Genomic DNA, 20012 nt, shown 5'->3' on the forward strand with positions numbered 1-20012 from the left:
GTTCTATTCCTTATCCTTGGTGACGCTGCTGACCGGGGCTTGGGCGAATCTGAACAGGAAGGAGAAGTCGCTCTTGTACTGGCTGTTGAGCGGTGCCGCCATGGAGTGGCAGTTCATGCAGCTGCTGTTGGTCTGGATGTAGCTTTCCATGGTGACGTTGGCCGAAAGCGACGGCGTTGGCTGCCCCAACGGATTGCCGGGGTTGTCCGGCGACTGTGGGCGTTGGGTGGTGATCAACTGGTAGTACTTGAACACGCTCTGCTGTACCTGCGGATCGCTCTGGTACTGGGTATTGATCTGCTGGGTGACGTCCGTGATCGGGGTGACCCGGTTCAGCGGGTCAGGGGTGCTGAAGCTGCTACCGGGTTTGGGCGTACAGACCATCTTTCCCGCCTGTTGCTGCCACAGGCACGGGGACTGGTTGAGGCTTTCGGCGGGTGCCTTGGCGTTGAAGTAGGAGTAGAAAATCCCCGAGGCCGGTTGGTCCACCCAACGGCCCCCCAGCTGGGTCTTGGGCGGCACGTTGTCGACCTGCTCGAAGGTCGACCAGATCCACTGCGGGAACCCCTCCACCTTGCTGATGATGTGCAGCCCCACCAATCCCAAGTTGGCCTCGGTGGTGCCATTGGGCTGTCCCTGACTGTCGAACTGGGTGACCAGTGCCTTCATCGTCAGATAGCGGCTGCTGTCGTCGGCGCTGGTGAGGATGCGCCAGCTGCTCTTGATCTCGCCGGCGTTGTTGGGAAAGCCGATGTTCTTCGCGGCATCGACGACCACCGCGTTGTAGAAGTCGTTAGCGACGATGTAGTTGTAGGAGACCTCGTTGGCGGCGATGTCGTAGTAGGTCGGGTTGCCGCGCTGATCAATCAGCCAGCCGCCCACCGCCTGGTTGTCCGCTTGCACCACCTGAGTGTTCTTGACCGCGGCAATGTTGATCAGGCTGAGGTTTCTGCGGGGCAGTTGCGAGTTCCAGGGGCCCGGATTCTTGGCCCCGGGGAGGAAGGTCTCGCTGACGCTCTTGTAGGTCTGCCACACGGTATCGCCTGGGCTGCCCAGGGGCTTGCTGCAATCGGCCACTCCGCGCTGCCCCGCCTGGGCCGGCCAGTTCAGGTTGATGAACATCTGCCAGCTGTATTGATCGAAAGCCTGCTGCGAGGCGCCGGCGGCAGGCACCGTTGCTGTGGGTGGGCAGCTGGTTTGCGCCCCCGCTGCACTGGGTTGCAGGGCGCTGGCTTGCTGACTGCCCAGGCCAAGCAACAACAGGGCGGTGAAACGGCTCCAATGGTTCATGAGGCGGCTCCTGTCACTGCGGGGTGGGTGAAAGTTGGTTCCACTGTGGCCGTGCACCGTTCTTCAGCGATGGCGGTGGCGTGAAGAGCTGGCAGTCAGGCGGGTTGACCGGGCACATCTTCGCCACCTGGTCCCAGGTCTTGGCCGGGTCCGGCTTTGAATTGCTCCAGTTGCGGTAGTTCTGGCTGACGATGGGCGCGTTGGCGACGCTGGCATCACCGGAGAAATAGAACGACTGCGGATGTTGATAGGCCGGTTGGCCCGGCCCGTCGCTGGTGGCCTGCTTGTAGAAGGCATAGCCGAAGAGGATGGGTGGGCTGCCTTTGCCGGGTTTGAGCTCCAAGGCGTAGGCCTGCACGCTGCCGTCCAGGTGCTGGCTGCGGGCGGCGCTGTAGGGCAGGTGCTTGATGAAGTCCCGGCGCGGCGGATGGTTCATGGGCGAGAACAGGCAGCAGGCCGGCATGTCCTTGGGCCGGTCCTCGGGGTAGGTGAGGAAGTAGGCCTTGTTACCCAGGGAGACGAAGGAGCAGGTGTAGTTGTTGTCCTTGATCGGGAAGATCGGCAGGCAGTATTTCTCGTAGTGCTCCATCATCGCCCCGGAGCCGTCGCCGTCGGCCGGGACATAGTCGTTGTCGTAGTAGCTGCTGCCCTGGGACACGGTGTAGTCGGCAGGTTGCAGGGTGCTGGGCGGGCTGCTGTAGGGCGGCGGGTTCTTCTCGTAGTTGGCGGTGACCCGGTACATGGTCCAGTCACTGACCCAGGTTGCCGGATAGAGCGGATCGGTCGGCTCGCCGGCCTTGCGCTTGATCACGCAGTTGTTGTTCAGGGCGTCGCAGCCCTTGGTGTTGTGCACGCCCATGTTGAAGTAGACGTTGTCGGGGTATTTCTGGGCCCACAGTGTCTGGCTGGCGCACAGCAGGGTGGCGGCCAACAGCAGGCGCTTGAAGAAACTGGCGTTCATCTGACTCTCCTTTGCAAAGCCGGGCGACCGAGGTCGCCCGGTGTTCCAGTGCATGGCCGTTGCGGCTCAGCCTTGCTGATAGTCGTCGAGGTTCAGCTGGGTCGGCGGGTAGCCGGTGCTCACCAGGTCCTTGGCCCAGATTTCCAGCACCTGGCGACGGCTCTGCGGCAAGTCCCGGGTGATAGGCATGGCCAGGGTGCTGGCCTCCTGATACTCCTTGCTGATCAGTTTGATGAACTGCTCGATCGCGCCCTCGATGCGTTGCAGGGAGTTGAGCGGCATGTACTTGTTCATGATCGGGTAGAGGTAATAGAAGGGCTGGAGGATTTGCGGAAAGATGAAGCCGTTCCAGATCCGCACGTTGGCGTCGTCGAACTTGCACACGCCGTTCCAGTAGTCGATGAAGTCCTTGAGCATCTGCGGTTCTTGCGGCAGCACCCGCAGCGGCGAAAGGAAGTCGGTGAAGGCACCGGTGTAGGAGAAGCTGAACGGAATGCCCGTCGGATCGTCCTGGATGAAAAACCGCACAGTGGGGAAGCCCGGCGCCACGGCATGCACCGTCAACTGGGCAATGCCGTCGGCATTGGTCTGGATGCGGGTCAGGCTGTAGTTCACGGTGGCGCCCATGCCGGCGTCATTATCCAGTTGCCCGCTCATCGCTTGCGGGTTCTCGAACCTCAGGCAGGGCCTCAGATCGACCGCGGCCGGGGTTTTCAGGAACTTCTGATAGGTGATGGCGTTGCTGACCGGCTCATCGCACGCGGAACCCCTGACGATCATGGCACTCAGGCTCCTGCCACTGCCCTCCCTTAACAGGCTCGGATGCTGCGAACCGCCGATGAACTGGGGCATTCCCGGCTTGTTCTTGGCACGCGCTTTGGGATAGTCAGTGATCAGCACGAAATCTGCCGGGTTGCTGAACGCCAGGTAGTAGTTGCTGGTGGTCAGCATGTAGGCGTTGTTGTACTCGGCGACCCACAAGGTGGTGCCGGCCGTTGCGGGCTTGCCGTTGTTTTGCACCATGATGTTCAGCGTCCGGCTGTCACCGACGTCGATGAAGCTGCCGCTCTCGATGACTTCCGCGGTCCACATCTGCTGTTCGGCGGCGATGGTATCCGTGCCCTTCAGGCGCAGTGCCAGGTTGCCGTTTTTCAACAGGGCCTGGGCGCTGGTATCGAGGGGCAGGTCCAGCAGGCCGGAACGCTTGTCAAAGGCGCTCTGCTGATATTGCTCGTAGCTGACGCTGGTCAGGGGCTCGAAGTTGCCGCCCTGCTGGACCCCCAACTCAAAGTCGCCGACGTGGAACTTGGCGGCGACCGGAACAGCGTTGTTGCGGCCATCCAGATCGGGGGCGGCCGGGCCATCATGGACGTCCGGGTAGATCGGAAAGGTATTGCCCAGATCCAGAGATAGCGTGTCGCCGTGGAGCTCGGCGCTGATCACGCCCAGATTGACCAACTGTTCATCCGCATGGATCTGCGTATCGTCCGGGACCTTTTTGTAGAACGGCACCGAAGTCTTAGGCACCAGGCGCTGGCCGGCCGGTGCGGTGGGGAACTCATTGGCGAACCACAGGCCCAGGGTGCCAGCGGTGCGGCTGTAGGCCGGGTTGAAGAAGGTTTCGGTCGGGTTGTCCAGGCCCATTTGATAGAGCATCTGCAGCCTGGACATGTCCCAGGGCGCCTGGGAATGGCTGTTGACGATCTTGAAGTCGTTGAACAGGCCGTTCTTGTCATAGACGGTCAGGTAGGTGGTGAACCTGATCATCAGGCCCTGGGCGTTCTGACTGAGCATTTCATCCTGCAGGTTTTTCAACAGTTTTGAGTCGCCGATGACCCATTCCAGTTGGTCCTTGGGAAAGCAGGTCTGCCAGGTGGCCGTGACGTAGACCAGGCCGCCAAAGGCGCCCCAGTTGAAGTCGAGAAAGCGGTTGAGCATGCGGTACGTGTGTTTCAGGGTCAGGCCACAGGTGGCGTCACCGAGCACCAACTTGTCGAAGTACAGGGCGGTGAAGGTGTTCTGCCAGGGGCTGACGTCGACGAAGCGTGCGGCGGTCGGGGTCGGGTTGCCGAAGGAGTTGCCCAGCAGTTGGTAGGACTTGTTGATCAGCGGATCGCTGTCGATGTAGCTGTCGACCTTGGATTCCCCGCCGATGATCACCGAGCGCAACTGCTGGTAGTCCACGGTGCCGCAGGCGTTGTCGCCGAACAGATCCCACTCGGCGGGAATCATCGGGTAGTTGTTGGGATCGCCGTTGGTGGGCACCTGCAGCACGTAGTCCGGGACGTTCTTGTAGGCCAGCGGCGTGATGCCCCAGGGCATCAGCGTTTGCGGGGCATTCTTGTCGTTGATCCCGTACCGGTTCAGGAAAGGCCAGTTCATCTGCATCTTCACCGCGTCGTATAGCGGCAGCACATCGTTGTTGTTGAAGGTTGGCGGGTTCCAGAACATGAAACCGTTGAGGTAGATCCGTGGAAAGTTCAAGACGCTCATGGGCTGCTCTCCTTAGCGTTTCCACTGGGCGCGTTTGAGCGACCAGACGTAATCCAGTTTTTGATAACCGATGAAGTCTTTGTCCGGCAGTACGCTGGTGGGGTAGAGGATTCCGCCTGTGTGGTCGATGTTGAACGAGAAGAAGGTGTTCTTCTTCGTCGAATAGGCCGCCGTGCTGTGGCAGGCCAGGCATGAAGAACTGCCCTGGAACGCCGACTCCAGCTGGGAGTTGGCCAGCAGCTTGGGTTCGGCAAGGTTCTGGTCGTACTGCACGCCGATCAGTTCGTACTGGGCCAGGTTCGAATACTGCTGCTGGAAGCTGGTGTTCACCGGTTTGGCCGCCTCGGTGGGGCCGGTGATGTTGGTCATCGGCTTGGGTGGGGTGTCATTGGTGACGGTGTACTTGGGATTGTTGCGGTTTTCGAAGGTGGTCCAGACCCAGTCCGGGGTCAGCTTGTTGATCACATGCATGCCGCTCAGGGCGGCGTAGCCCACCTGATACTGGCCCGTGCTGTCGACGTAATAGGCCTGGGAGATGTAGTACCCGTCCTGGGTCAACAGGGCCTTGAAGTCCTGGTCGGCGCCGATCCAGAACCAGGAGGTTTTCAGCTCCCAGGCCGTGTCCGGGAAGTCCAGGTTGCTGGTGAGCTTGGCCAGGCCATCGCGGTTGTAGATCTTGTTGGCGACGATGTAGTTGAAGGTGTCCTCGCCCATCAACAGGTGAAAGCGCACCAACTGTTCGTTTTTCGACGGTGGCACCGGTGGGCCGCTGCGCATTTTCAGAGCCAGGCCATCCACCTGCTGGATGCCGTTCTGCGGGCTGCCTGGCATGTCGTTGCCGAGAAACTGAAACAGCCCTTTGGGGTCCATGCCCTGTTTTTGTGCCAGTTCCGGGACTTCGCTCGGCAGGTTTTCATGGTCGGAGTAGGGCAGGGGCTCGGCCCCCTTCAACAGGTAAACCTGATCGGAAGGCTTGAACGTTTCCCAGACCCGATTGTTGTTATGGCTGGCATCCGGCTGGTTGAGGCAGACAAACCAGTTCCAGGCCATGGTTTCCGGGCTCTGCTTGAACGTCGCCAGAGTGGTCGTGGGGTCGTCTGCGAAGGTCAGGAACTTGTTGCAATCGAAGGTGTTCGGGCTCTGTGCCTGAGCGAGACCGCTCAACACACTGAGTACCGCTATAGGGATGGTTCGCCGCATGGAATCTCCTTGGCTTGAGCCGTGTCGTCATAGGGGCGCCCTAGGAAATGCTCTAGGAGCAGGTGCTTTACCGCAGTGGCCGGCAGATGCTCCGGCAGTGGTAAATCGCAATCGGTGATCAATAGCGGTCCCACCTCATCGTTGCTCGGCAAGCGTCCGTGGCTGCCGCGAATCAGTCGGGTGTCCAGGGGAATCAGGTCCATGTAGTAGCGAAAGCCGAGCTTCTTCTGCAGCAGGCGGCGGGCGACCCGCAGCTTGGGAAAGCGGATCGCCGGATCGATGAACAGCTCCAGCGGGTCATAGCCCGGCTTGCGGTGGATATCCACGGTGCGGGCGAAGTCCGGGGCCAGGCGGTCGTCGAACCAGTAGTAGTAATCGAACCAGAAGCCCGGGGCGGCCACCGCCACCAGCTCGCCGCTGCGCGGGTGATCGAGCTGCCAGGCCCGCTGTTCGGTTTTATCCAGCACCTGCTCGATGCCCGGCTGGCGCTGCAGCAGGGCCTTGACCCGAGCAATGTCCCTGGGCTGGCGCACGTAGACGTGGGCGATCTGATGGTCGGCCACGGCAAAGGCGGCACTGGCGCCGGGGTCGAGCAGCTCCCAACTCAGGGAACGGCGTACTTGCAGCAGGCCCTGTTCCCGCAGCACGCGGTTGATGGAGATTGATTGCTGCACCGCTTCGATGCCGTATTCGGAAACCAGCATCACCGCCGCGCCTTGTTGCTGGGCAAAGTCCAGCAGGCGCCCGACTTCATGGTCGATGGCCCGCACTTCGTCGCTGATGGACGGATGCTCGGGCCCCAGGCGTTGCAGGCTGTAGTCCAGGTGCGGCAGGTAGATCAGTTGCAGGTCGGGGCGACTGATCTGGAACTCGGCGATGGCGCAGTCGACGATCCAGCGACTGGAGGCAATGCCCGCCGCCGGGCCCCAGAAGCCCGGAAAGGGAAACTCGCCAATCTGCCGTTCGATGCGTTCGTGCAGCCCGGGCGGTGACGAGTAGAGGCCGAACATCTTGCGCCCGTCGGCCGGGTAGTGGGGGCGTGGCGTAATGGCGGCATCCACCTCGGCGTACATGTTGAACCACCAGAACAGCTGGCTGCAGCGCAGGCCGGGGATCTCACGTTGCAAGGTCTGCCAGACCTTTTCACCCTGGATCAGCGCATTGGGCTGCAGCCAGAAGCGCACTTCGGCCTGATCGCGCAAATACCAGCCGTTGCCGACAATGCCGTGTTGCGAAGGTGGCAAGCCGGTGAGGATCGAAGCCTGTACCGTCGAGGTCACGGCCGGGAACACCGGGCGCAGCCGGGCCATTTTGGCCCGTTGCAGCAGGGCGTTGATCCGCGGCGTGGCCGGGCCCAGCAAGCTGGGGGTCAGGCCGACCACGTTGATCAGCAGCAGGGGCTGGCGCAGTGCTTCAGAGGGCATGGGCTGGCGCCTCCATGGGGGACGATTGCCCATGCAGCAAGTGCCGCTGGCGCAACTGTTGTTCAACCCACTGCAGCTCTGCGGCAATGCCTTTGAGCAGGGCTTGTTCGGTGTCCGGACGCAGGGTGCCGGGCAGTACGTTCCAGCTGTAGGTCTCGACTTCCAGCACCGGCTGGCACTGCGGATGGGCGGCGAGAAAGTCGAAGGTGTGCATCAGGGCCTGCTGGCTGCCGTTGAGCTCTGGCAACAGGAACTGTTCACTGAACAAGGGCACGTGAAAGTGAATGCGCAACTCGCGGCACTGGCCCTGCACCGCTTCCACCGCCTGTAGTGCCTTGGGCAGGTCGGCCCAGGCCAGCAGTTGGCCTTTGCGGTCACGGGCCTTCACCTGATGCAGGTAGGTGGCTTCGGCGAAGTTACCCAGGGCCTGCAGTACCTGCTCGCGGCGTGCCAGGTCCGTCACCGGCAAGTGACAGATCAGTGCATTGGACAGTTGGATCTTGCCCACCGGAATACGCGCCTGTAGCAGCCGTTGCAGCGATTGGTAACAGTCCTCGAAGACCACCGCCTGGTGGCAGACGTCGAAGCACAGCGCCAGGTATTGATGGTGGGGGTCGGTGGCTTTCCAGCGCTGAAAGAAGGCGATGGCCTGATCGGTGTTTTCCAGTACGCAGTCCGGCTCCATCTCCAGGCACAGCAGGATCTTCTTGCCGCTGCGTCGATGCAGGCTGGCCAGCCCGGCAGTCAACTGCAACAGCTGGGCCTCGGCCTGTTGTTGCTGGGCGTCGTCCCAAAGGGCGGCATAACCCAGGGGCACGCTGGAAATCACGCCCTGTTGGCAGTCCAGGGGCAGCGCGGCGGCGAGCAACTCCGCCAGTTGCAGGCTGTACTCCAGGCGTTGTGGTTCGGCCCAGGTCGGTCGGTAGACCTCGGCCTTCACCGCACCCTGATGGAACTGGCCGTAGGGAAAGCCGTTGAGGGACGTCAGGCGCATCCCGCTGTCGTGCAACAGCCCGAGGAAGGATTCGCGCACTGCGGGCTGCTGCAGCTCGGCGGCCGCCTGGGCGCTGATCCACAGGCCGCTGTCCTGCACCGCCAGGCCACGCTGGCGGCGCACCCCCTGGAAGTGCTGGAGGATCGAACTTTCCAGGCCGGCCACGTCCCGCGCCGGGTGCACGTTGCTGCAGTAACCGATCTGCGCGGCGCTCCAACCGGCCCGGGCGCTCATTTGACCACCGGTTCCTGGCCGCGCAGGGCGGAGTTGTCCTGCCATTGGCGACGCTGATCGATGGGCAGCGGGGTGCTCACCTGTTGCTTGTCGAGTTGTCCGCTCTGGGCGAAGAAATCCACCGGGTTATGGAACAGCACCTGTTCCACCTGAGCCTCGCTGAATCCGGAGGCGAGCATGGCCTGGCCGGTCTTGGGCACCTTGAGCGGATCGCTGATGCCCCAGTCGGCGGCGCTGTTGACCACCATCTTCTCGGTGCCGTACTCCTTGAGCAGGGCCACCATGCGCTGCTCCGACATCTTGGTGTTGGGGTAGATGGAGTGCCCGCGCCAGCAGTCGCTGTCCAGCACCAGGGGCAGGGTCAGTTCGTTGAGGTGATCGATGATCACCAGATGCTCGGCGATGCCCACTTCACGGATCACCGCCAGGGTGCGCTTGGTGCCGCCGATCTTGTCCCGATGTGGGGTGTGCACCAGCACCGGCAGGTTGAACTGCTTGGCCAGCTCCAGTTGCGCGGCGAGAAAGCGGTCTTCCTCGGGAGTGATGTCGTCGTAGCCGATCTCGCCGACCGCTACCACACCGTCCTTGACCAGGTAGCGCGGCAGGATCTCCAGCACCTCGTTGGCCACCGACAGGTCATTGGCTTCCTTGGGATTGAGGCCGATGGTGCAGAAGTGGTGAATGCCGAACATGCTGGCGCGAAAGCGCTCCCAGCCCAGAAGGGTGTCGAAGTAGTCAATGAAGCTGCCGACGCTGGTGCGCGCCTGGCCTTGCCAGAAGGCCGGCTCGATCACCCCGGTGATACCGGCGGCGGCCATGTTCTGATAGTCGTCGGTGGTGCGGCTGACCATATGAATGTGCGGGTCGAAGTACTTCGGCATGGTGAGTCCCTGATGCAGTGGTAGAGAAAATGGAGTGGGTGCGCCGGTGTCGAATCAGGCGTCGGGTGGCAAGTGCTGGAGCCAGTGCGGTGGCAGTCGTCGCTGCTGGCACAGGTGGCGCAAGCGTTGGCGCTGGGCCTGGCTCAACAGCTCGAAGGCGATGGCATGGGGCAGCCCGTCGCTGACACTGCGGAACGCCGCCAACTGTTCTTCCATATGCTCCAGGGCCAGTTGGTTGAGGTCGACGCTGTGGCGCTGGGCCAGGCCTTCGATGCGCCCACTGTCCAGGCCCATGCCCAGGGTCTTGAGCAGCAACTGGTGAAAGGCCCGGTCGTGGTAGTGGCGAGCGGGAAAGGGGTTGTCCAGGGCGAGGGCGGCGAACACTTCACGGTTGTTGGTACGTCCTGCCTGGAGCGCCAGTTCGAGGCTGCGACCCTCTGTGTCGAGGTCGTCGAGGACCCTGAGCAGCACGCTTTTTTCCTGGTCGTCGCCCCACAGAAACAGCTGGCGCAGCAGGGCCAGTTGATCGCCGCCGGCCTGCTGTTCCAGCAGTTGCTCCAGGAGCAAGGCGCGGGCCAGTTGAGTCCGGTTCCAGCCTGGGCTGGCGCTGACCTCGGCGTTGCCAAAGCGACGCTTGCACTGGCTGCTGAGCAGCACCAGGGTGTTGGCCGACGCTTGGCTGGCCAGTTGCTCCAGGGCGGCGAGCCACCAGCGGCGGTTCTCGTCGTCGAGCTGGTCGTCGAGTTGGCGGCGGCGTTCGGCAAAGGCCTCATGGCGCATGACGAGCGGGAGCGAGGCGGGGAAAGTGACGTCCATGGTCATGTCGGCTTGATCCAGCGTTGAAGGTGGGGCAGCAGAAAGAACACCAGCACGCACAGCAGGCTGCCCAGGGGTTGATTGGCCAGGGCCAGCACCAGGGCATCGAACAACGGCAGGGCGGCGAGGCCGGCACCGATAAAGGCACGAATCTGCCGCTGTTGCGGGTTGGCCAAATGACGCCGGTAGTGCCAGCCCAACCAGCCCAGCCACAGCAGCAGGACCAGCCAGAACACCCCGTTGTCTGCGTAAGCGGCGAGGGCCAGGGGGCTGAGCATCAGCAGCAGCGGCAGGCGGCTGAGCAGTTGGTTGCGATGCTCCAGTCGGGCCAGGTAGGTCAGGCCGGCGATGTAGGTGCCCAGCAGCGCGGCACACAGCCACAGCGGCTGCGGTGGCATGGCCAGGCTGGCGGCGGCGGTCAGGTACAGGGCCGAGCGGCAGCCGCCCATGAGCCAGACGCTGTGGGGGTATTTTTTGTGCAGCAGGTTGTAGGCCAGGATGAACAGCAGCAGCAAGCCGGCGCTGGCCAGCAGCCAATGGGGCTGCGCGATCAGGTGGCTCAGGCCCAGTACCGACAGCGCCGCTAGCAGCAACAGGGCAGCGGTGGCTAGGCTGACCTGAGTCCGGCTGACCAGGCCCAGGACAATCGGCCGCGGGTTCTGATGTTGCTGGTCCCAATCGGCATCCAGCAGGTCGTTGAGCAGCATCCCGGCCAGGTACAGCGCCGAGAGCGCCACCAGCAGCAGGGTCCACACCAGTGGCGAGGGCGGTGCCAGGGTGGTGGCGCTGCTGGCCAGCAACGCGGCGGCCAGGGCGTTGGTCCACACCGTCGGCAGGTTGGATACCCGGCCCAGGGTCAGCCAGGTGGTCAGGGAGGAGTGGCTCATTGGGCGCAGCCTTCGGTCCAGGCGAAGTCCGGCCCACCGAAACTGCTCAGACGCAGCAGGGCCTGCTCCATGACCGGCAGTTCGATGTGGTGCACATCGGTGGACTGGCCCAGGCGGTTGAGCATCGGGATCGACAACTGGCCCCCCAGGTGCTGGCGAAACTCCTCCAGCCCCAGCAGCACCAGGGAGCGGCCCTGGGCATCCTGCAACCGCAACTCCGGCGGGCACAGGTTGAAGCCGAGCTTGTCCAGCAGCTGCAACAGGCGCTGGGTTTCAGCATGGCTCAGCAAGCCGGTGGCATTGGCATAGAGCGCGTCCAGGGCCATGCCCACCGCCACCGCCTCACCATGGCGCAAGCGGTGCTGGCTGAGGTTCTCCAGCTTGTGCGCAGCCCAGTGCCCATAATCCAGGGGGCGGCCATTGCCCCGTTCGAAGGGGTCGCCGGCCCCGGTGATATGGCCCAGATGCAATTGCGCACAGCGGAAGATGGCGTAGCGGCTGGCGCTGTGTTCAAAGCTCGCCAGGGCCTCGGCCTGCTGCTCCATCCACTGGAAGAATGCAGCGTCCTTGATCACGGCCACTTTCACCGCTTCGGCCAGCCCGGCGATCTGGTCCCGGGGCGACAGGCTGAGCAGCAGCTGGAAGTCGTTGATCACTGCCGTGGCCGGGTAGAAGGCGCCCAGCAGGTTCTTCTGGGCGAACGCGTTGATGCCGTTCTTGACCCCGATGCCGGCGTCGTTCTGGGCCAGCACCGTGGTCGGGATGCGGATCAGCCGCATCCCCCGATGAAAGGTGGCGCAGGCATAGCCGACGGCGTCCAGTACCGCGCCGCCGCCCAGGGCCAGCACATAGCAATGGCGGTCCAGGCCGTGTTCAAGCATGTGGGCATACAACTGCTGGAGCACGTCCGGGGTCTTGCTCAGTTCGCCCGCCGGCACCGGGATCGGTGCGGCCTGCAGATGCAGGTCGGCGGCGTGGGCGCTGAAATAGGCGGCGATCTGTTGCGCCAGTTGTGGGCAGCACTGCAGCAATTGTTCATCGATGAACACCAGCACTGTGGTGCGTCCCTGTTGCGCCTGGACCAGTTGCCGGTGCAGGCAGGGATTGTCGGCCTGGAAAATGTGATCGGTGAACAGCACCGGGTAGTGGTAGCTCACCTCGAAGCGTCCTTCCAGAGGATGGTTTTGCTCCATCGGCGGCTGCGCAGCGCGAGGCTTGAGCAGGCTGCGGGCGCCCAGGACCAGCCCCGGCAGCACCATGCTGGCGAGAATGGTCGCCAGCAGTGCGTTCTGCTCCACCAGCAAACTGCCGATGGCGGCGTAGGCCAGGGCCAGCCCGGCATTGGCCAGGGTGGTGACCAGCAGGAACTGGCGCAGTGGATAACGCTGCATGCCCGCGGCCAGCACCGAGGTCTCTGCCAGCACTGGAACTCCGCGCAGGCAGATCAGCGACAGGGTGCTGAGGCGATAGGCCAGTTGCCCCGGCTGCCAGCTCCTGAGCCCCAGCCAGTTGGACAGCAGGCGAAAGTAGCCGGCCCCCAGCCAGTAGCCCAGACAGGCTCCCAGGCACAGGCCGCTGAAAATCACCAGATAGCCGCCAACGGCGCCCAGGACCGCAACGGCCAGCAGCGCCACCAGGCTGGAAGGCACCGGCAAGAGCACGTCCAGGGCCAGCAGGGTGACCAGCAGCAGAGCGAGGCTGGTGCGTTGCACGGGATCGGAAGGGAGGAAGTTGCCAAGGTGATTCAGCAACTGTTGGATCTGTTGTTCAAACAGCAGGAAGCTGGCGACCACCAGGATGGAAAACAGCACTAACGAGAGCCAGTAATTTTCGGCCGCACCCTTGAATGAAAAAACTCGAGGCAATGAACTGCGCTTCATCAAGCATCCCTCTTGATTAATATGACTAATTCCGTGTCAGTCTCAGCTGGGGCAGGCGGGGGGCGTCCGGTTATTGAGTTCCTCGACAGTTTTTTATTGGTTTTCTGGCGGCTGAAGAGCACTTCAGTGGCGAGTAGCTATCAACTTAGCCAAGGCCGCTGGATTTGCAAGTAAGGTGATTGAAGTGGCTCGCAAGGCTCTTTTCTGGCGCGCTGGGAAAGTATCGAGTTCTGCTGTTGATACTGTTGCAAACACCCTCCCCAGGGACGTGGTGCAACCTTGTTGCTTGGCTTTAAGGGCAATGAATCCGGGGGGGGAGTCCTGTGATAGGTGAGCTTGTTTTTTGTTATATGTATTATTCGCTTTGGCTATATTGAATTAGAGGTAACCGTAAGAAGTAAGCACTGAGATTTATAAGTGTTGATGTTATTAGGCGCGAAGCGACTCTTGGTAAAGCTCAAGGCAGGATTTGAAATAATCGGGGGTTAAAACATTTCCATTAGTTAGCTATTGAATGTCGACCATTGTTAATGGCGCCATTTATTTGACCGCTTTGAGTTGTGGCGACGAGAGTTTGGTCGCAACTAACAATTAGCCTGAATAACAAGAATCATTCGTAAGTAGTTCGGGAAGTTGTCTTGCTGGCGACAACAGGCGGTGTGGCGTCCTTGCCCGTGGATATCTGTCTGGGGCATGCCTGCCCAGACACAAACGGCGGTGAGGCTGAGCTCACCGCCATCGTCGGCGCAGAATGCAAGCGATCAGGCCGCGAGGAACTCTTCGGTGGACAGGACATCGGCGTAGGCGAATGCCAGGGCCGACATCACCGCGCTTTGTACTTGCGCCGCCGCTACTCGCTGGCCGTTGAACTCCAGGTCGAGGGTGGCACAGGCGTCGTGTATCACCTTGACCGGGTAGCCCAGGTCGGCAGCGGCCCGTGCGGTGCCCTCTACGCACATGTGGCTCATGTTGCCCACGATCACCAGTTCATCGATGCCCTGTTGCTGGAGGATCGCCTGCAGCTCGGTTTCCCGGAACGAGTTGACGAAGTGCTTGAGCACCACGGGTTCGTCGGCGCGGTTCAGCACCTTGGGGTGCAAGTGCGCACCCTCGGAGCCTGGGGTGAAAAAGGGCGCGCTGTCGGAGGTGAATTCGTGGCGGATGTGCACCACCGCCTGCGCCTTCTGGCGAAAGGCCTGGATCAGCCTTGCCGCGTTGTCCGCCGCTGCGTCGACCCCGACCAGGGGCCATTTGCCGTGGGCGAAGTAGTCGTTCTGGATATCGATTACGATGAGCGCCTGTTTGGCCATGGGTGTTGCCTCCAAGTGAGTGGATAACCTGGGGCCCAGTATCGGTGGCCCTTGCTCCCAGGAGGATTGGCCGCATCGACATTAACAGGGGGAAAACTGACAGTGGGCATTCAAGGCTCGGTCGCCGAACTGGGCGTACTGCTTTATCCCGGGGTGCAGATGGCGGCAGTGCATGGTCTGACCGATCTGTTCGAAGTGGCCAATCGGATTGCCGGTGAGCAGCCCCTGGCGCAACTGCCGCGGTTGCGGGTCAGCCATTGGCAAGCCTCTGAGGCACAAGGCCCACGGCGGATCTATGACAGCCAGGAGGGAGAGAGCGGCAAGCTACTGGCCGTGGTGATACCGCCTTCGTTGGCAGGTTTTTCCGCAAACCAGTCGTCCTCTGCCCTGGTGAGCTGGTTGCGCCAGCAGCATGCGGCCGGCGCCACGCTTGGCGGGGTCTGTGTGGGCTCGATCCTGTTGGCCGAGAGTGGCCTGCTCGATGGCCGCAGCGCCACCACCCACTGGACTTCGGCCAAGGCGTTCGCCGCCCGTTATCCACAGGTGCGCCTGGAGGCTGACCAGCCCATAGTCGACGATGGCGACCTGATCACCACGGCCGGGCTGATGGCCTGGGCCGAACTGGGACTGCGCCTGGTGGACCGCCTGCTGGGGCCGAGCATCGCCAGTGCCACGGCGCGTTTTCTGGTGATGGAGCACAGCGACAGCGCCAGCCAGTGCGGTAGCAATTTCGCGCCGATCCTCAACCATGGTGATGGGGCGATCCTCAAGTTGCAGCACTGGCTGCAGGCCAATGGCGCGGTGGATGTGTCGCTGCCGACGATGGCGCAACAGGCGGGTCTTGAAGAGCGAACCCTGCTGCGACGTTTCCGCGCCGCCACCGGCCTCAAGCCGACCCAGTACTGCCAGCACCTGCGGGTGGGCAAGGCGCGGGAGATGCTGGAGTTCACCAACGGCACCATCGATCACATCGCCTGGACCGTGGGTTACCAGGACCCGGCGACCTTTCGCAGCCTGTTCAAGAAAATCACCGGCCTGGCCCCCAGCGAATACCGCAACCGTTTCGGTGTGTCTCCCAGTGCCGCCAATCGAGGGCAATAGACCCGGCAGCGGTAAAGCCCGGCCCTGTAGCTGTTGGGAAGACCGGGCAATGGCCGGGGATTGACGCTGCCGCCTCTGCCAGCATGCCGGCTCCCGCAGGGGAGGGTCAGTGCTGGATGAGTTTGTTGCGCAGGGCCTGGGCGGCCTCGGGTTCCAGTTCCAGCCACCAGTGTTGGGTGCCGCCGATCTCGGCCGCGGCGGGCAGGCCGTCGCGATACACCAGGCGGTTGCCACTGAGTGCCGCCACCTTGGGCCCGGGCAGCAGGGTGCCGGCAAGGTTCAGCGGGTCCACGCCACACACCGCGATCAGGCTGCCGTCATGGGGCCGGCGGCGTACCTCCCGTAGCAGCGGGATGGCTTCCGGCAGGGCGAACTGCTCGCCGGCCAGACCGCTGACAAAGCGCCCGCCACGGATCTCTCCCCGGGCTTCCAGCCGATGGAAGGTGCGCAGCAGTTCGCGCCAGCTGGGCAGCCAGTCCGCCTCGCGTTCCAGCAGTCGCCAGAACACCACGCCGTAACGGCGCAGCAAGGTCATGGCCACCTGTTCCAGGGTGGCTGTCGAGTCTTGAGTCGCTGAACGACGCAGCAAGGCCCAGCGTCCGGCATCGTCCATGCCACCGACAAAGGCCCCGCGACCTCGTCGGCTGCTGCGGTTCTGGCGTTTGCTCGCCGGTGTAATCAGGGCGCGCAGCCCGGCGAAACTGTCGGCGTTCACCAGGCCGGCGCCCACCAGTTCCTGGAGCACGCTTTCCAGTTCGCTGCGCAGCAGGTGGGCTTCGTGCAGCAGCTCATCGAAAAACAGAGCGCCTTGCTGGCTCAGTACGCTGTGGACTTTCTGCGCCCTGGGCGAGAGCTCGTGGCTGTCGGCCGGACAGGTCAATGCGCTCCAGAGAGCGGCCTGGGAGCGTGGCAGCAGCACGATCGGCGTGCTGCGCAGGGCGCTGCTGGCGGTCTTGCCCGTGCTGTTGATCCGGCTCCAGACCACCTTGCCGCTGCGGCACAGCTCATCCAGCCAATTGGCGGAGTAATCCTTGATCCGCGCCGGCAGCAGGTCGCTGTCCCAGGCTGAGGCCGCCGCCGGGTAGCCTGCGAGCTGGCTGACCACTTCGGCGAGCATGGCGCTGCCCTGGCCTTGGGTGCCTGGGGACAGGTGCTGCCAGTCGAACAGGAAGCGCATGAAGTCCTGCAGGGCCACCGGTTCGATCTCCCGGCGCAAGCGCTTGACCGTGTAGCGGTGAATTCGTGCCAGCAGGTGGCGTTCGCACCACTGCTCTTCTTGGCAATCGGGGCTGAAGCGCCCCCGCAGTACATAGCCTTCGGTTTCAAGCTGGACCAGGGCCTGGATGATTTGCCCGGGAGGCAGCCCCAGGGGGGCGGCGATCTGGCTCAGGGTCTGGGGGGCAAAGCCGCTGAGGCGCGCGCGAATCAGTTCCACTCGCGCAGGTTCCGGGTCCCAGGCCTGATCGAAGCCGGGTACGGGTTTCAGGGCCGGCTGCAGAGGCGCTTGGGGATACAGGGCTTGCAGGCAGGTAATGCGTTCCAGGGCCAGCCATACCTGTTCACTGGGGCCCACCGGCAAGCGGCAGGCACGGCCTTGGGCTGTCAGGGTTGCCAGCCATTGCGGCCACTGGGGGTTGGCTTGGGCTTCAGCCTCGCTGATGGCGGCGAGGCTCATCAGGGCTTCGTGCATTTCATCGACCGTGGCCGGGTTTGGCCACGCCTCTTCAGCCACGGCGGTTATGGCGTCGGCATCCAGCGCGCCAAGGTCGTCGGTGGCTTGCGGGTCGCTCCAGCGCCGCGCCAATACCGCCTGAGTGCGGCGCTCTTCAAGGGGCGCGTCATCGAGAAAGGTGTAGGGCTTGGCGCTGAGAATTTCCGCCGCCAGGGGCGAGGGCGCCGGCAACTCGCGGCTCAGCAGGCGCACCTGGCCCTGTTCCATGCGCCGCAACAGCTGCAGCCAGCCTTCGCTGTCCATGGCGTCGTGCAGGCAGTCGTCGAGGGTCTGTTCCACCAGCGGGTGATCGGGGATTTCCCGTTCGCCGGCGAGGTTTTCCAGGCAGGCGATCTGGTCGGGAAACACACTGGCGATCAAGTCTTCGCTTTTCATCCGCTGGATCTGCGGCGCCACTTTGCGCCCGCCGCTGTAGCGCGGCAGTGCCAGGGCGATCCCGGCGTTCCAGCGCCAGCGCACGCCGAACAGTGGGGCGTCCAGCAGCGCCTGGATGAGGAGGTGCTCGGCGCTGTTGCTATGCAGATACCGCCAGACTTCATCCAGGGCGAAGCTGTGGCTGGTAGACAGCGACAGGACGATGGCGTCCTCGCTGGCGGCAGCCTGCAGTTCGAAGTTGAAGGTGCGACAGAAACGCTTGCGCAGGGCCAGTCCCCAGGCGCGGTTGATGCGGCTGCCGAAGGGGCTGTGGATCACCAGTTGGGTGCCGCCGGATTCGTCGAAGAAACGCTCCATGATCAGCGTGTCCTGGGACGGCAGGGCGCCCAGGGCCAGGCGCGCGGGCGCCAGGTAATCCACCAGTTGCTCGGCGCTGGCGCGGTTCAGCCCAAGCGCCTGCTGCAGCCAGTCGATGGCCGGTTGCAACTGGCCCGGCGTCGCGCCGAGCAGGGCGTCGAGTTGCGCCAGCAGGCGGGCCACGGCGCTGGACAGCTCGGTGCTGCGCCCCGGGGCCTCACCGAGCCAGAAGGGGATGTTCGGCGGCTGGCCCTGGGCGTCCTCGACCCGCACCTTGCCGGCTTCCACCCGCAGGATGCGATACGAGGTGTTGCCCAGCTGGAACACGTCGCCGGCAATGCTTTCCACGGCGAAGTCTTCGTTGACGCTGCCGATGTTCAGGCCCTGAGGTTCCAGCAGCACGCTGTAGTCGGCGTTGTCGGGAATGGTGCCGCCGCTGGTGACCGCCGTCAGCTTGGCCCCACGACGGCCGCGCAGGGTGCGGGTCAGGGCATCGCGATGCAGATAGGCGCTGCGCAGGCCTTGGCGACCGTTGAAGCCTTCGGCAAGCATCTGCAGCAGGGCCTGGTAGTGGGCCTGATCCAGCTCGGCGTACGGCGTGGCCCGGCGCAGCAGGTCCAGCAGCGCTCCTTCCGGCCATTCCTGGCAGCTGACTTCGGCGACGATCTGCTGGGCCAGCACATCCAGCGGCGCATGGGGGATCAGCAGACTGTCCAGCTCGCCGCGGTGCACGCAGTCCAGCAGAGCGGCACATTCGATCAGGTCGTCCCGGGTCAGGGCAAACAACCGGCCCTTCGGGGTGCCGCCGACCTGGTGGCCGGAGCGCCCGACGCGCTGTAAAAAGGCCGAGATCGAGCGCGGCGAGCCGATCTGGCACACCAAGTCGACATCACCGATATCGATGCCCAGCTCCAGGGAGGCGGTGGCAATCAACACTTGCAGGTCCCCGGCCTTGAGCCGCTGCTCGGCCTCCAGGCGCTGCTCTTTGGCCAGGCTGCCGTGGTGCGCGGCCACCGCCTGTTTGCCCAGGCGTTCGCTCAGGTGCCGGGCCAGCCGCTCGGCCAGGCGTCGGGTGTTGACGAAAATCAGCGTGGTGCGGTGTTCCCGGCTCAGGGTGGCGAGGCGCTCGTACACCAGCTCCCAGACATCATTGGCCATGACCGCCGACAGCGGCACCGGGGGCACTTCGATATCCAGGTCCCGGGGGCGGGCATGGCCGATGTCGACGATGTCGCAAGGCCGCTCATGCCCCACCAGAAAACGTGACACGGCCTCGATGGGTTTCTGCGTGGCCGACAGACCGATGCGCAACAGGGGCTCGGCGCACAGCGCCTGCAAGCGCTCCAGGCTCAGGGCCAGGTGGCTGCCGCGCTTGCTCCCGGCCAGGGCGTGGATCTCGTCGACGATCACGCTGCGGGTGCTGGCCAGCATCTTGCGTCCGGAGTCCGAACCCAGCAGCACGTAGAGCGATTCCGGGGTGGTGACGAGAATCTGTGGCGCGCTCTTGCGCATGGCGTTGCGTTCTTTCTGCGGGGTGTCGCCCGTGCGCACCGCGGTGCGGATGCACAGCTGCGGCAGGCCCATCAGACGCAGTTGTTCGGTGATGCCGGCCAGCGGCTGCTGCAGGTTGATCTGGATATCGTTGCTCAGGGCCTTGAGCGGCGAGACGTAGACCACCAGGGTGGCGTCCGGCAACTGGCCGCCAGCGGCCAGGCCCTGGCGCACCAGGTCATCGATCACGGCGAGAAAGGCGGTGAGGGTCTTGCCCGAGCCGGTGGGGGCGGCGATCAGGGTCGAGCGGCGCTGGGCGATCAACGGCCAGGCGCGGGCCTGGGCCGTGGTCACGGCGGCAAAGGTGCGCTCGAACCAGGCGCTGACGGCGGGATGAAAACCGTCCAGGACCGGGTTCATGGATTCGGCGAGGGTCATGGATGGGTTTATGCGGCCGCTCGGGGCAACTTGCAAGTAGCGTGCTGCGCAGCTGGCGCCGCAGTCGGCGCTGAGGGCACAAGGTCGCACCGACACTTTCTCAGTGACGCTTGCGCCACAAACCCGCAAAATGCAACGATTCCGGCAA

The 20012-nt window shown here is 63.6% G+C and carries 13 protein-coding genes; 1 reads left to right on the forward strand and 12 read right to left on the reverse strand.

Annotated features, from left to right (window positions below; all coding sequences use genetic code 11):
* Nucleotides 1-3 precede the first annotated feature (3 nt).
* The 11 genes from J5M73_RS19085 to J5M73_RS19135 form a co-directional block, all read right to left on the reverse strand.
* The gene (locus J5M73_RS19085) at nt 4-1290 is read right to left on the reverse strand and encodes a hypothetical protein (protein WP_102865266.1); all 1287 of its coding nucleotides are present in this window, start codon (nt 1288-1290) and stop codon (nt 4-6) included.
* A gap of 13 nt (nt 1291-1303) precedes the next feature.
* Nucleotides 1304-2251, reverse strand: a complete 948-nt coding sequence (locus tag J5M73_RS19090; RefSeq protein WP_102865267.1) for a hypothetical protein — start codon at nt 2249-2251, stop codon at nt 1304-1306.
* A gap of 66 nt (nt 2252-2317) precedes the next feature.
* Nucleotides 2318-4744: a hypothetical protein gene (locus tag J5M73_RS19095; protein ID WP_102865268.1), complete on the reverse strand. Its 2427-nt coding sequence runs from the start codon at nt 4742-4744 to the stop codon at nt 2318-2320.
* 12 nt (nt 4745-4756) lie between these two features.
* On the reverse strand, nt 4757-5944 hold the full coding sequence (locus tag J5M73_RS19100; protein ID WP_102865269.1) for a hypothetical protein: 1188 nt from the start codon (nt 5942-5944) through the stop codon (nt 4757-4759).
* Nucleotides 5923-7368, reverse strand: a complete 1446-nt coding sequence (locus J5M73_RS19105) for a nucleotide pyrophosphatase/phosphodiesterase family protein (RefSeq protein WP_102865270.1) — start codon at nt 7366-7368, stop codon at nt 5923-5925. Before J5M73_RS19105 ends, J5M73_RS19100 begins: the two co-directional genes overlap by 22 nt.
* Complete coding sequence (gene eboE / locus J5M73_RS19110) at nt 7358-8596, reverse strand: metabolite traffic protein EboE (RefSeq protein ID WP_102865271.1); 1239 nt, start codon at nt 8594-8596, stop codon at nt 7358-7360. Before eboE ends, J5M73_RS19105 begins: the two co-directional genes overlap by 11 nt.
* The gene (locus J5M73_RS19115) at nt 8593-9477 is read right to left on the reverse strand and encodes a TatD family hydrolase (RefSeq protein WP_102865272.1); all 885 of its coding nucleotides are present in this window, start codon (nt 9475-9477) and stop codon (nt 8593-8595) included. The genes eboE and J5M73_RS19115 overlap by 4 nt, the downstream gene beginning before the upstream one ends.
* A gap of 54 nt (nt 9478-9531) precedes the next feature.
* Nucleotides 9532-10299 carry an EboA domain-containing protein gene (locus J5M73_RS19120; protein WP_102865273.1) on the reverse strand — a complete coding sequence of 256 codons (768 nt, stop codon included), beginning with the start codon at nt 10297-10299 and terminating at the stop codon, nt 9532-9534.
* Entirely contained in the window at nt 10296-11180 is an 885-nt protein-coding gene (locus J5M73_RS19125) for a UbiA family prenyltransferase (protein ID WP_102865274.1), read from the reverse strand. Before J5M73_RS19125 ends, J5M73_RS19120 begins: the two co-directional genes overlap by 4 nt.
* On the reverse strand, nt 11177-13060 hold the full coding sequence (locus J5M73_RS19130) for a 3-dehydroquinate synthase (RefSeq protein ID WP_102865275.1): 1884 nt from the start codon (nt 13058-13060) through the stop codon (nt 11177-11179). The genes J5M73_RS19125 and J5M73_RS19130 overlap by 4 nt, the downstream gene beginning before the upstream one ends.
* Before the next feature lie 761 nt (nt 13061-13821).
* Nucleotides 13822-14370, reverse strand: a complete 549-nt coding sequence (locus J5M73_RS19135) for a cysteine hydrolase family protein (protein ID WP_102865276.1) — start codon at nt 14368-14370, stop codon at nt 13822-13824.
* A gap of 102 nt (nt 14371-14472) precedes the next feature.
* Between J5M73_RS19135 and J5M73_RS19140 the strand changes: the two genes are divergently transcribed.
* Nucleotides 14473-15471, forward strand: a complete 999-nt coding sequence (locus J5M73_RS19140; RefSeq protein WP_102865277.1) for a GlxA family transcriptional regulator — start codon at nt 14473-14475, stop codon at nt 15469-15471.
* A 106-nt stretch (nt 15472-15577) separates the two neighbouring features.
* Here the strand turns inward: J5M73_RS19140 and J5M73_RS19145 are convergent, their stop codons facing one another.
* Nucleotides 15578-19864, reverse strand: coding sequence for a DEAD/DEAH box helicase (locus tag J5M73_RS19145; RefSeq protein ID WP_102865278.1), 4287 nt, complete (start codon nt 19862-19864; stop codon nt 15578-15580).
* Nucleotides 19865-20012 lie beyond the last annotated feature (148 nt).

It is taken from the genome of Pseudomonas sp. 50_B (assembly GCF_017491625.1).
Classification (GTDB): Bacteria; Pseudomonadota; Gammaproteobacteria; order Pseudomonadales; family Pseudomonadaceae; genus Aquipseudomonas; species Aquipseudomonas danubii.

Coding starts and splice junctions, on each gene's coding strand:
- J5M73_RS19145 (WP_102865278.1), bottom strand. CDS start 19,864: ATGACCCTCGCCGAATCCATGAACCCGGTCCTGGACGGTTTTCATCCC.
- J5M73_RS19100 (WP_102865269.1), bottom strand. CDS start 5,944: ATGCGGCGAACCATCCCTATAGCGGTACTCAGTGTGTTGAGCGGTCTC.
- J5M73_RS19090 (WP_102865267.1), bottom strand. CDS start 2,251: ATGAACGCCAGTTTCTTCAAGCGCCTGCTGTTGGCCGCCACCCTGCTG.
- J5M73_RS19125 (WP_102865274.1), bottom strand. CDS start 11,180: ATGAGCCACTCCTCCCTGACCACCTGGCTGACCCTGGGCCGGGTATCC.
- eboE (WP_102865271.1), bottom strand. CDS start 8,596: ATGAGCGCCCGGGCCGGTTGGAGCGCCGCGCAGATCGGTTACTGCAGC.
- J5M73_RS19135 (WP_102865276.1), bottom strand. CDS start 14,370: ATGGCCAAACAGGCGCTCATCGTAATCGATATCCAGAACGACTACTTC.
- J5M73_RS19120 (WP_102865273.1), bottom strand. CDS start 10,299: ATGACCATGGACGTCACTTTCCCCGCCTCGCTCCCGCTCGTCATGCGC.
- J5M73_RS19105 (WP_102865270.1), bottom strand. CDS start 7,368: ATGCCCTCTGAAGCACTGCGCCAGCCCCTGCTGCTGATCAACGTGGTC.
- J5M73_RS19115 (WP_102865272.1), bottom strand. CDS start 9,477: ATGCCGAAGTACTTCGACCCGCACATTCATATGGTCAGCCGCACCACC.
- J5M73_RS19095 (WP_102865268.1), bottom strand. CDS start 4,744: ATGAGCGTCTTGAACTTTCCACGGATCTACCTCAACGGTTTCATGTTC.
- J5M73_RS19130 (WP_102865275.1), bottom strand. CDS start 13,060: ATGAAGCGCAGTTCATTGCCTCGAGTTTTTTCATTCAAGGGTGCGGCC.
- J5M73_RS19085 (WP_102865266.1), bottom strand. CDS start 1,290: ATGAACCATTGGAGCCGTTTCACCGCCCTGTTGTTGCTTGGCCTGGGC.